The sequence below is a fragment of the Streptomyces kronopolitis genome, from assembly GCF_050953795.1.
Lineage (GTDB): Bacteria > Actinomycetota > Actinomycetes > Streptomycetales > Streptomycetaceae > Streptomyces > Streptomyces kronopolitis_A.
This window is the reverse complement of record NZ_CP191850.1, coordinates 2,920,025-2,932,196: the sequence shown is the minus strand read 5'-3', so window position 1 is coordinate 2,932,196 and position 12,172 is coordinate 2,920,025. Positions and strand designations below refer to the sequence as shown.

At 73.0% G+C, this 12,172-nt stretch carries 10 protein-coding genes; 6 read left to right on the top strand and 4 right to left on the bottom strand.

All coding sequences use genetic code 11. From position 1 onward, the window contains the following. Positions 1-223 precede the first annotated feature (223 nt). The 4 genes from ACQP17_RS12745 to ACQP17_RS12730 form a co-directional block, all read right to left on the bottom strand. Positions 224-592 carry a peptidoglycan-binding domain-containing protein gene (locus tag ACQP17_RS12745; protein ID WP_433856377.1) on the bottom strand — a complete coding sequence of 123 codons (369 nt, stop codon included), beginning with the start codon at positions 590-592 and terminating at the stop codon, positions 224-226. A gap of 82 nt (positions 593-674) precedes the next feature. Continuing rightward, entirely contained in the window at positions 675-2,108 is a 1,434-nt protein-coding gene (locus ACQP17_RS12740; protein ID WP_433856376.1) for a sugar porter family MFS transporter, read from the bottom strand. A gap of 219 nt (positions 2,109-2,327) precedes the next feature. After that, a complete protein-coding gene (locus ACQP17_RS12735; RefSeq protein ID WP_433856375.1) occupies positions 2,328-3,347 on the bottom strand; it encodes a Gfo/Idh/MocA family protein in 1,020 nt (339 codons plus the stop codon). 410 nt (positions 3,348-3,757) lie between these two features. Then, on the bottom strand, positions 3,758-4,678 hold the full coding sequence (locus tag ACQP17_RS12730) for a sugar phosphate isomerase/epimerase family protein (RefSeq protein WP_433856374.1): 921 nt from the start codon (positions 4,676-4,678) through the stop codon (positions 3,758-3,760). A gap of 375 nt (positions 4,679-5,053) precedes the next feature. On the opposite strand from ACQP17_RS12730, the gene iolC reads away from it, so the two are divergent. The 6 genes from iolC to ACQP17_RS12700 all read left to right on the top strand — a co-directional run bounded on the left by iolC (position 5,054) and on the right by ACQP17_RS12700 (position 12,098). After that, a complete protein-coding gene (gene iolC / locus ACQP17_RS12725) occupies positions 5,054-6,055 on the top strand; it encodes a 5-dehydro-2-deoxygluconokinase (RefSeq protein WP_433856373.1) in 1,002 nt (333 codons plus the stop codon). 68 nt (positions 6,056-6,123) lie between these two features. After that, entirely contained in the window at positions 6,124-7,011 is an 888-nt protein-coding gene (locus ACQP17_RS12720) for a Cgl0159 family (beta/alpha)8-fold protein (protein ID WP_364879047.1), read from the top strand. A 30-nt stretch (positions 7,012-7,041) separates the two neighbouring features. Next, positions 7,042-7,935, top strand: a complete 894-nt coding sequence (gene iolB / locus ACQP17_RS12715) for a 5-deoxy-glucuronate isomerase (RefSeq protein WP_433856372.1) — start codon at positions 7,042-7,044, stop codon at positions 7,933-7,935. Continuing rightward, positions 7,932-9,815, top strand: coding sequence for a 3D-(3,5/4)-trihydroxycyclohexane-1,2-dione acylhydrolase (decyclizing) (gene iolD, locus ACQP17_RS12710; RefSeq protein ID WP_433856371.1), 1,884 nt, complete (start codon positions 7,932-7,934; stop codon positions 9,813-9,815). Before iolB ends, iolD begins: the two co-directional genes overlap by 4 nt. A gap of 37 nt (positions 9,816-9,852) precedes the next feature. After that, positions 9,853-11,346 (top strand): CoA-acylating methylmalonate-semialdehyde dehydrogenase, encoded by a 1,494-nt coding sequence (locus ACQP17_RS12705; RefSeq protein ID WP_433856370.1) that lies wholly within the window; start codon positions 9,853-9,855, stop codon positions 11,344-11,346. A 206-nt stretch (positions 11,347-11,552) separates the two neighbouring features. Further along, positions 11,553-12,098, top strand: coding sequence for a GNAT family N-acetyltransferase (locus ACQP17_RS12700; protein ID WP_433856369.1), 546 nt, complete (start codon positions 11,553-11,555; stop codon positions 12,096-12,098). The last annotated feature ends 74 nt before the right edge of the window (positions 12,099-12,172 follow it).

The window sequence follows — 12,172 nt, the reverse complement described above, 5'->3', positions numbered from 1 at the left end:
CGGTGACAGCCGTGACGCGCGCCGGATGGCTGTGACGCGGACGGGACGTGAGGGGAGGGAGAGGGGGCGGGGTGGTCGGCGGTCCGTCGGCCGGTGTGTCACGGGCCGGGGCGCGGCGGGCCCCAACGGCCGAGTGGCGGGCCGGTTCCCGGACAGGGGAACCGGCCCGCCACCTGTGAGCTGCGGACCCGCCGGGCACCGATCGGGCGCAGCCGGCCGCCGATCAGGCGTAGTAGAGGGAGTGCCAGGTCTTCTTGTCGACCTTGCCGCCCGCGGGCAGGTGCTGCCGGGACTGGAACTTCTTCACCGCGGCCAGGGTCTTGGGACCGAAGTACCCGGTCACCTCTCCCCAGCGCAGATAGCGGCGGTTCGCCAGCAGGCACTGCACCTGCGAGACGCGGTCGCCGCGCTGACCGTAGACGGTCAGGGCGCTTCCGTTGTAGTAGGCACAGGCCGCCAGCGTGTCGGGCCGTTCGGCGGTCCGCTCCGCGGCGGACGCCGGACCGGTCAGCAGGCCGGCGGTGAGCAGGCCCGCGCTCGCGGTCAGGACGGCAAGGCGGGTGAGGGCGCGACTGCATGCAGGGACATTCACGATTTCCACCGTTTCCCCCGTTGGATGTGATTCCACCCGCAAGGACGCCGGGCACCCGTCGTACGGTTGCGATGACGCACCGTCAATTACCGGACGCGTGCCCTGCCTTGCGCAGTTCGTGCTCCAGGTCCTCCAGTGCCAGGCCCTTCGTCTCCGGCGCGTGCCGGTGGCAGAACACCAGGGACAGCACACACATCACACCGAAACACCAGAACGTCGTACCGGCGCCCACCGCGTCGAGCAGCAGCGGGAAGGCCAGCGCCACCCCGAAGTTCACCAGCCACATCACGAACACCGCCGCGCCCATGGCCAGTCCGCGGACCTGGAGCGGGAACATCTCCGCGAGCAGCAGCCAGACCCCGGTGTTCAACGTGGCCTGCATGAACGCCATGTAGAGCACCATCAACCCGAGCACCAGGGCACTGACCGCCGTCGAGTGCGGCAACCGGAAGGCGGCACCGAGCAGGGCGAGCGAGACGGTCATCCCGGCCAGGCCGGCGAGCAGCATCGGCCGCCGTCCGACCCGGTCGATCAGCGACATCCCGACCGCTGTGGCGGCCACCGAGATGACCCCCACCGCGATGGTGGCCGTGATCGAGTCACCCGTCCCCAGCCCCGTCGACGCCAGGATCTTGGGCGCGAAATACACCACCGCGTTGACACCGGTGATCTGCTGCACCGCCGCCAGCCCGATACCGACCAGCAGCAGCCGCCGCACCCACGGGGTCCGCAACTGCTGCCAGGCGCCGCGCCGGGCGTCGTCCTCCAGCGAGCGGGCCCGATCGATACGGGCCAGCTCGCCGGGCACGTCCCCGGCCGGCAGCGTACGGCCCAGTACCCCCGCCGCCTCGTCGCGACGGCCCTTGCTGATGTACCAGCGCGGGGTGTCCGGCAGGAAGAACAGACCGGCGAACAGCGCCACCGCCGGCAGCGCGGCCAGCCCCAGCATCCAGCGCCAGGCCCCCCACTGCGCCAGCACCGCATTGATCAGATACGCCAGCAGCTGACCACTGACGATCATCAGCGAGTTGAAGGACACCAGCCGGCCGCGGATGTGCGGCGGCGCGATCTCGGAGAGATAGAGCGGGGTGATCACCGAGGCGCTGCCGACCGCGAGACCGAGCACGAACCGTGCCACGGTCATGGCCGCGACACCCGGCGAGAGCGCGACGGCCAGGGCGCCGCCGAGGAACACCGCACCTGCCCACAACAGGGAGTTGCGCCGCCCCAGCGCGTCGGACATCCGCCCGCCCAGCAGCGAACCGAAGGCCGCGCCGATCAGCAGCGCGCTGGTGATGACGCCTTCCCCCAGGGAGGTCAGGCCGAAGTGGTCCTCCATGAAGGGGAGGGCACCGGATATCACTCCGGTGTCGTAGCCGAACAGGGCACCGCCCAGGGCGGCGACGGCGGCGATGGCGACGAGGAAGCGCCGGGCGCCACGGGCGCTCCGCGCGGCGGCGGTCGGGTCGGCGGCGGTCGGGTCGGCGGGCGTGAGCCGACCGGTCGGGGCGGCCATCGTCAGCTCCGGTGCGCGGGGCCGGCCGGACCGGCGGCCGCGGCGGGACGTATGGACGGCGCGGGACGTATGGACGGTGCGGTGGGACGGCGCCGGACGGCGCCGGGAGCGAGGTGCACGGTGCGGGGGCCTTTCGGTCGATCGGCGGCGCGGCAGCGGTGGCTCGGGGGGGCGGGTGTGCCCCGGTCGGCTGAGGCGGGCGCTCGGAGGTGGTGGGCCTCAGCGGTACAGGGCGGGCCGTTCGACCAGGTCGACGGCCACCCGCTCGCCGGTGGACTGGGCGCGCACGCCCGCCTCGCACGCCGCGGCCGCGGCGTAGCCGTCCCAGCAGCTGGGGCCCTCGACCTCGCCGCGCAGGGTGGCGTGCACCCAGCGCTGTACCTGCCGGTCGTAGGCCTCCTCGAAGCGCTCCACGAAGCCGGGCGGGATCGCGCCGCCCCAGCGGCCGGCGGTGTTGCTGAACACCCCGTGGTCGTCGCCGATCCGTGCGGTGCCGCCTTCGCAGACCGCCTCACAGCTGACCTGGTAGCCGAAGCCGCAGTTGACGAACAGCTCGGTGTCCACGACCCGGCCCCCCGCGGTCTCGAAGAGGATCAGCTGCGGGTCGCCGAGGCCCTCGGGCGCGTTCCCGGTGGGCGTGGGGCGCAGCACCCGTACGGCGGTGATCTCGTCGTCCAGCAGCCAGCGGGTCACATCGATCTCGTGCACGACCGAGTCGTTGATCATCATCGCGTTGGTGAAGCCGGGCGGGGTGTCGGCGTTGCGGTGCTTGTTGTGGAGCATCAGCGGACGGCCGTAGGTGCCCTGGTCCAGCAGGGACTTGAGGCTGCGGTAGCCGGCGTCGTAGCGGCGCATGAAACCGACCTGGACCCGGCGGTGCCCCAGCGCCCGCTCGGCCTCCAGCACGCGCAGCGCGGAGGCCGCGTCCGGCGTCAGCGGCTTCTCGCACAGTACCGGCAGATCGCGCGCGAAGGCGTCCAGCAGCGTCGCCTCGTGGGCGGGCCCCGGCGAGGCGATCAGCAGGGCGTCCACGGCGGGGTCGTCCATGGCGGCGGCCGGGTCGGTGTAGGCGGTACACCCCTCGATGCCGTCGGCGAGGTGCTTGGCGCGGGCCGCGTCGATGTCGACCACGGCCGCCACCCGGGCGCCGCTGATCACCTCGTCGATCCGGCGTACGTGGTCGGCACCCATGCGGCCGGTGCCGATGACCGCCACACCGAGGGTTCCCAGCGAAGTCATGTCGTCCTCACGTCCTTAGTGTCCTTACGTGCTACGGAGAGTGTGCTATACCTCGGAAACTAATTACTCTCCGTAATCGTTGCCGGGGTATGAGGAGGCGTCACGAGGCAGGCGCACCTGATCCAGGATGGCCCAGGGGGAGCCGGAGGGGCTGTGGGTCGGAGGGGTCGGGGCCTGAAGGTGCGAGGGGCCTGGAGGTCCGGGGGCCTGCAGGTTCGAGGAGCCAGTGGGTTCCAGGAGTCTGCGGGTTCCAGGGGCCTGGGGCTTCGAGAGGCTGATGGCCCGCGAGGTCTGGAGGTCTGAGGCCTGGAGGTCCGGGGGGTGACGGCCCGAGTGTTCTGCGCGCCTGGGGGCCGATGCGGTCGAGGGGGCTGCGGGCCCGACGGGCCCAGGCGTCGCAGGAGACGGGCTCAGGCGCCGCAGGACCGGAGGAAGCGCCGGGTGCGCTCGGCGATCGGGAGCGGCTGGTCGGGCGGGCAGGGGTACATGTCCTGCTCGACGATGGCGAAGAGGTCGACGTCCAGCTCCTGGGCGGCCTCCAGGACGGGCGGCAGCGCCGGCAGGCCCAGCGGCGGCTCGCACATCACGCCCTGCCGGACGGCGGGCCCGAAGGGGGTGCCCTTGGCGACGACGTCGGCGAGGATGTCCGGGTCGACCTGCTTGAGGTGGAGGTAGCCGATCCGCTCGCCGTAGGTGCGGATCAGCTTGACGCTGTCGCCGCCGCAGTAGGCGTAGTGGCCGGTGTCCAGGCAGAGGTTGACCAGGTCGGAGTCGGTGGCGTGCAGGAAGCGCTCGACGTGTTCCTCGGTGTCGATGTGGGTGTCGGCATGTGGGTGCACGACGATGTCCAGCCCGAACTCCTCCCGCACGCGCGCGGCCAGCTGCTCCGTGCCGGTCGTCAGGTGCCGCCACTGCTCGGCGGTCAGCTCGCGCGGCTCGATCTCCTCGGCCGTCTTGTCGTCCCGCCAGAAGGAGGGGATGACGACGAGGTGCCCCGCGCCCATCTCCCGGGTGAGGGTGGCGACCTCGGAGACGTGCGCCCAGGTCTTGTCCCATACGGCCGGGCCGTGGTGCAGGGAGGTGAAGATCGTGCCGGCGGAGACCTTCAGGCCGCGGCGGGAGGTCTCGTCGCGCAACACGGCGGGGTCGGTGGGCAGGTACCCGTAGGGGCCCAGCTCGATCCACTCGTAGCCGGCCCCGGTGACCTCGTCCAGGAAGCGCTGCCAGGGGACCTGCTGGTCGTCCTCGGGGAACCAGACTCCCCACGAGTCGGGTGCGGAGCCGATGCGGAGGCGGTCCAGGACGGGCGGGGCGGCATGGGAAGCGGACATGCTGCGGCTCTCCTCTCGCCGGTCGGCGGTGACCGGGAGGCGCTGGGGTGGGGTGGTGGGGCACAGCCTCTCTGCCGCCCCCGGGAGTGTCAAGACTTCGTCCTGACATAAGGACTTAAGGACTTTGTGGGTGCCGGGGTGCGCCGGAGTGTGCGCCGGGCGGGGGAGGGAGGGGAGGTCGGCGGGGGTGCGCGGGGCGGCTGTCAGGGGTTTTGTGAGGAGTCCGGTGCGCCTCCTCTCGTCGGCCGGGTATCGCTCTTCTTGACGTCAGTATGTAAGGACAAAGTATTGACAGGGTCTGGCTCTCCCCGTTAGACCTTTCCTCAGAGCCGAACCCGCTGAACCCGCCGCGCCGGCTGACCCGAAGGGGCGCACATGACCGAGCCGTACGACCTGATCACCATGGGCCGCATCGGAGTGGACCTCTATCCGCTGCAGACCGGTGTGCCACTGGCCCAGGTCGAGACCTTCGGGAAGTTCCTCGGCGGCTCCGCCACCAATGTCGCGGTCGCCGCGGCCCGGCTCGGCCGCCGCAGCGCGGTCATCAGCCGGACCGGGCGCGACCCGTTCGGCGACTACCTCCACCGGGCGCTGCGCGACTTCGGGGTCGACGACCGCTGGGTGAGCGCCGTCGACGACCACCCGACCCCGGTCACCTTCTGCGAGATCTTCCCGCCGGACGACTTCCCGCTGTACTTCTACCGCCGCCCCAAGGCCCCCGACCTGGTCATCCACCCCGAGGAGCTGGACCGGGAGGCCATCGCGGCGGCCCGGATCTTCTGGATCACCGGCACCGGGCTGTGCGAGGAGCCCAGCCGCGGCGCCACGCTCGCCGCGCTGGAGGCCCGCGCCGGATCCCCGGCCGGCGGCGCCACCGTCTTCGACCTCGACTGGCGGCCGATGTTCTGGGGCGGCGAGGGCGGCGCCTCGAAGGACGGCGGGGCGAGCGGCGCCGCGGCGATGGCGGCCGCCCGTCCGCATTACGAGGCCGCGCTGCGGCACGCCACCGTGGCGGTGGGCAATCTCGACGAGGCCGAGGTCGCCACCGGGCTGCGCGAGCCCACGGCCTGTGCCCGGGCCCTGCTGGACAGGGGGGTGGAACTGGCCGTCATCAAGCAGGGCCCCAAGGGCGTCCTCGCCGTGCACCGCGACGGGCGCACCGCCGAGGTGCCGCCCACCCCCGTCGAGGTCGTCAACGGCCTGGGCGCCGGTGACGCGTTCGGCGGCGCGCTCTGCCACGGCCTGCTGGCCGGCTGGGACCTGGAGCCGATGATGCGCTACGCCAACGCCGCCGGAGCCCTCGTCGCCGGCCGGCTGGCCTGCTCCTCGGCGATGCCCTCGGCCGGCGAGGTCGACGCGTTCCTCGCGAGCCGGTGACCCCCGTGGCCGTGCGCGTCCCGCGGCCCGCCCGCCCCACCTGTGCACTCAAGAAGGTGAGTTGAGCCTTGACTCCTCGGATCAGTGACCTCGCGACGCTGCGGGCCCGGCACCCCGAAGCCGTCGCGGAGGCCGCCGCGCGCCGCACCCGTCGCCCGCTCCTCGGCGCCGGCGGCCGGCTGATGATCGTCGCCGCCGACCACCCGGCCCGCGGCGCGCTCGCCGTCGGGGACCGGCAGCTCGCCATGGCCAACCGTTTCGACCTGCTGGAGCGGCTGGTGCTCGCGCTGTCGCGGCCCGGCGTGGACGGGGTGCTGGCCACCGCCGACATCCTGGAGGACCTGCTGCTGATCGGTGCCCTGGAGGGCAAGGTCGTGATGGGGTCGATGAACCGCGGCGGGATCGCGGGCGCCTCCTTCGAGATGGACGACCGGTTCACCGGCCACCGTCCGCAGGACCTCGCCCGGCTCCGCTTCGACGCCGGCAAGCTGCTGCTGCGCATCGACTACGCCGACCGCGGCTCGCTGACCACGCTGGAGACCACCGCCCGCGCCATCGACGCGATGGCCGAGCGGCAGCTGCCCGTCTTCGTGGAGCCGTTCCTCTCCTCCCGCCGCGAGGGCCGGGTCCGCAACGACCTCGGGGCCGAGGCCGTCACCCACTCCGTGGCCATCGCCTCCGGCCTCGGCGGCACCTCCGCCTACACCTGGCTCAAGCTGCCGGTCACCGACGATCCCGAGGCGATGGCCCGGGTCTGCGAGAGCACCACGCTGCCGACCGTGCTGCTCGGCGGCGACATCGGCAGCACCGTCCGGGACCAGGAGGCCGCCTACGAGAAGTGGCGCAAGGCGCTGCGGCTGCCGACGGTGCAGGGGCTGGTCGTCGGCCGTTCCCTGCTCTACCCCGCGGACGGGGACGTCGCCGCCGCCGTGGACACCGCCGTGGGCCTGCTGTGACCGCCCCGACTTCCGCAGGAGACTCGACACATGGGTACTGAATTCCACCTGAAGGCCGGCGCCGCCGAGGCGGGCCCGTACGAGCTGGACATCGACCCCGAGCGGGCCGGCTGGGGCCACTCCTCGCTGCGCGTCCTCGCGCTGCCGCCCGGCGGCCACCACTCCTTCGCCACCGGCGACAGCGAGTGGATCGTGCTGCCGCTGTCCGGCGGCTGCACGGTGCTGACCGATGACGGCGAGGTCTTCGAACTCACCGGGCGGGAGAGCGTGTTCGGCGGCGTCACCGACTTCGCGTACGTACCGCGCGACGCGCACGTCCGGATCGTCACCGGCGCCGGCGGCCGGTTCGCGCTGACCGGTGCCCGCTGCGCGCGGCGGCTGCCCGCCCGGTACGGCCCGGCCTCCGGCGTCCCCGTGGAACTGCGCGGCGCCGGCAGCTGCTCCCGCCAGGTCAACAACTTCGGCGCGGCCGGCACCTTCGAGTGCGACCGGCTGATCGCGGTGGAGGTGCTCACCCCCGGCGGCAACTGGTCCTCCTACCCGCCGCACAAGCACGACGAGTGCCGCCCGGGGGAGGAGTCCGAGCTGGAGGAGATCTACTACTTCGAGGTCGCGCCGGCGCACGGCACGGACGGCGTCGGCTATCAGCGGGTCAGCCCGTCCGGGCGCGGCCGCGGCACGGATGTGCTCGCCGAGGTCCGCAGCGGCGACGCCGTCCTGATCCCCGACGGCTGGCACGGCCCGTCCATCGCGGCCCCCGGCCACACCCTGTACTACCTCAATGTGATGGCCGGCCCGGGGGAGACCCGTGAGTGGCTGATCTGCGATCACCCCGACCACGGCTGGATCCGCGGCACCTGGCCCGATCAGCCGGTCGACCTCCGCCTCCCCCTCTACGAAGCGCCCGCAGGAGACGCCCGATGAACGCTCCGACGACCCGCCGTCTCACCGTCGCGCAGGCCCTGGTCGAGTTCCTCGCCCACCAGTACACCGAGCGGGACGGGCGGCGGCACCGCCTGATCGGCGCCTGCTGGGGAATTTTCGGCCACGGCAATGTCGCCGGTCTCGGCCAGGCCCTGCTGGAGTCCGGCGACGCGCTGCCCTACCTCCAGGGCCGCAACGAGCAGGCCATGGTGCACGCCGCCGTCGGCTACGCCCGGCAGTGCGACCGGCTGTCCGCGCACGCCGTCACCACCTCCATCGGCCCCGGCGCCACCAACCTGGTCACCGGCGCCGCGCTGGCCACCGTCAACCGGCTGCCGGTGCTGCTGCTGCCCGGCGACGTCTTCGCGACCCGGCCGGCCGACCCGGTGCTCCAGCAGCTGGAGGTGCCGCACGCGGGCGATGTGTCGGTCAACGACGCGCTGCGGCCGGTCTCCCGCTACTTCGACCGGGTCACCCGCCCCGAGGCCCTGATCCCGGCGGCGCTGCAGGCGATGCGGGTGCTCGCCGACCCGGTGGACACCGGGGCCGTCACCCTCGCGCTGCCGCAGGACGTGCAGGCCGAGGCCTACGACTGGCCCGAGGCGTTCTTCGCCGACCGCCTCTGGCGCGTCCCGCGTCCCGCACCCGACGCGGACGCCCTCGCCGAGGCGGTCCGTCTCCTCCGCGCCGCCCGCCGGCCGCTGCTGATCGCCGGCGGCGGGGTGCACCACGCGGAGGCCGAGGACGCGCTGCGCGAGTTCGCCGACGCCACCGGCATCCCGGTCGCCTCCACCCAGGCGGGCAAGGGCTCGCTGCGCCACGACCACCCCGCCGACGTCGGCGGAATCGGCCACACCGGGACCGCCACCGCCGACGCGCTGGCCCGCGAGGCCGACCTGGTCATCGGCGTCGGCACCCGCTACACCGACTTCACCACCGCCTCCTCGACGCTGTTCGCCGCGCCCGGCGTGCGCTTCGTCAACCTCAACATCGCCGCCTTCGACTCCCACAAGCTCGGCGCCGTCTCCCTCGTCGCCGACGCCCGCGCCGGACTGGAGGCGCTCGGCAAGGAGCTGTCCGGCCACCGCGTCGCGACGGCGTACGAGGCGGGCTACACGGCGGCGAAGCAGGAGTGGGAGCGCCGGGTGGACGCCGCCTACGCCGCCCCGGACGACTCCGTACGGCCGTCCCAGACGCAGGTCCTCGGCGTGCTGGACGCGCTGGTCGACGAGACCGACGTGGTCATCAACGCCGCCGGCTCGCTCCCCGGTGACCTGCACAAACTGTGGCGCGCCCGGTCCCGCAGGCAGTACCACCTGGAGTACGGCTACTCCTGCATGGGCTACGAGATCCCCGCGGCGATCGGGGTCCGGCTGGCCGCCCCGGACCGCCCGGTGTGGGCGCTGGTCGGCGACGGTACGTACCTGATGAACCCCACCGAGATCGTCACCGCGGTCCAGGAGAACCTCCCCTTCACCCTCGTCCTCCTCCAGAACCACGGCTACGCGTCCATCGGCGGCCTCTCCGAGCAGACCGGCGGGGAGCGGTTCGGGACCGCGTACCGCTTCCGGGCCGGGGACGGCACGTACACGGGCGCGCCGCTGCCGGTCGATCTGGCCGCCAACGCCGCCTCGCTGGGCATGCAGGTCCTGCGCGCGCAGAGCGTCGCCGGGCTGCGGGCCGCGCTCGCCGAGGCGCGTGGCGCGAAGCGGCCCACATGTGTCTATGTGGAGACCGAAACGGCTGACACAGTGCCGGGCGCGCCCGAGGCGCAGGCCTGGTGGGATGTACCTGTTGCCGAGACCGCGACCCGGCCGGCGGCGGTCGCCGCCCGCCAGGCGTACGACCGGCAGGCAGCCGGTCGCCGCCGTCACCTCTGATCACCGCCCGACGTCGTCACCCCGGAAAGGTCCCCGCATGAAGACCATCAACCACTGGATCGGCGGCAAGCCCGTCGAGGGCGTCTCGGGCAACTTCGGTCCGGTCTACAACCCGGCCACCGGCGCCCAGGAGAAGCAGGTCGCCTTCGCGTCGGTCGACGAGGTCGACGCGGCGGTGGGTGCCGCCAGGGAGGCCTTCGGCACGTGGGGCACCAGCTCCCTGGCCAAGCGGACCTCGGTGCTGTTCCGCTACCGCGAGCTGATCGACGCCCACCGTGAGGAGATCGCGCGGCTGATCACCGCCGAGCACGGCAAGGTGCACTCCGACGCGCTGGGCGAGGTGGCTCGCGGTCTGGAGATCGTCGAGCTGGCCTGCGGGATCCCCGAGAAGCTCAAGGGTGAGCTGTCGACGCAGGTCTCCACCCGCGTCGATGTGGCGTCGATCCGCCAGTCGCTCGGTGTGGTCGCCGGCATCACGCCGTTCAACTTCCCGGCGATGGTGCCGATGTGGATGTTCCCGTTGGCCATCGCCTGCGGTAACACCTTCGTCCTCAAGCCGAGCGAGAAGGTGCCCAGCGCCGCGTTCAAGCTGGCCGAGCTGGCCGCCGAGGCGGGGCTGCCGGACGGGGTGCTGAACATCGTCAACGGTGACAAGGTCGCGGTCGACGCGATCCTTACGCATCCGGACGTCGCCGCGGTGTCCTTCGTCGGCTCGACGCCCATCGCCCGCTACATCCACACCACGGGCACCGCCAACGGCAAGCGGGTCCAGGCGCTGGGCGGCGCCAAGAACCACATGCTGGTCCTGCCGGACGCGGACCTCGACCTGGCCGCGGACTCCGCGATCAACGCCGCCTACGGCTCGGCGGGCGAGCGCTGCATGGCGATCTCCGTCGTCGTGGCCGTCGGGGAGACCGCGGACCCGCTGATCGGCAAGATCAAGGAGCGCGCCGACCAGCTGCGGATCGGCCCCGGCGACGACCCGGCCTCCGAGATGGGCCCGCTGATCACCAAGGTGCACCGCGACAAGGTCGCCTCGTACGTCACCGGCGCCGCGGCCCAGGGCGCCGACGTCGTCCTCGACGGCACGGGCTTCACCGTCGAGGGCTACGAGGACGGCCACTGGCTGGGGATCTCCCTCCTCGACCACGTCACGCCCGAGATGGACGCCTACCGCGACGAGATCTTCGGCCCGGTGCTGGCCGTGGTGCGGGTGGCGACCTACGACGAGGCCATCGCGCTGATGAACAGCTCGCCGTGGGGCAACGGCACCGCGATCTTCACCCGGGACGGCGGCGCGGCCCGCCGCTTCCAGCTGGAGGTCGAGGCCGGGATGGTCGGCGTGAACGTGCCGATCCCGGTGCCGGTCGGCTACCACTCCTTCGGTGGCTGGAAGGACTCGCTCTTCGGCGACCACCACATCTACGGCAACGACGGCGTGCACTTCTACACCCGCGGCAAGGTCGTCACCACCCGCTGGCCCGACCCGTCGGACGGCGGCATCAACCTGGGCTTCCCCAGCAACCACTGAGGACAGCCCGGACGGGTTCCCCGACGTCTGCCCTGACGGGTTCCCGGTTGTCTCACGGACCCCCGGTTCGGCTCTTCGCCGTCCGGGGGTCCGTGCCGTCCGGGGCCGCTCGGCCCGTCCGGGGAAAAACAACTGTCCCCGGGCGCGGGCCGGTTGGTACGGTGCGGCGCCGCCCGGGCCCCGGGCCCCACGAGCAGGAGTGACCCATGAGCGCCGTCCCGCCGCCGTCCCGGGCCCCGCAGGACCCCTCCGCCTCGCCCGCGGCGGACGCCGACCTCCGCACCGAGCGGCTGGTGCTGCGGCCCTGGTCCGACGGTGACCTCGCGGCCGTCCTCGACGGGACGCGGCGGCCGCACTGGGCGCCGGACTTCCCCGCCGAGGGCGACCGCGTCATCGCCGGGTTCACCGCGAAGACGCCCGCCGCGCGCGGGGTGCACGGCCAGCGGCAGATCCTGGAGCGGGACGGCGGTCTGGTGGTCGGCGCCATCGGGCTGTTCTGGCCGCCGGCCGAGGGCTCGGTCACGTTCGGCTACGGCATCGTGCCGTCCCGGCGGGGCCGCGGCTACGCCTCCGAGGCCGCGCGGGCACTGGTGGCGTTCGCCCTGACCGCACCGGGCGTGCACACGGTGTGCGCGGACATCGAGCGGGGGAACCCGGCGTCCGGCCGCGTCCTGGAGAAGGCCGGACTGGAGCGGTGGCGGAGTGACGCGACCCACGTGTACTTCCGCCTGACGGCGCCCACCGGGGCGTGAGGCCCGCGCGGGCCCGAGACCCCGCGGGCTCCCGCCCCTCCGTGGCACCGGCCGGCGAACCCTACTCCCCGGGG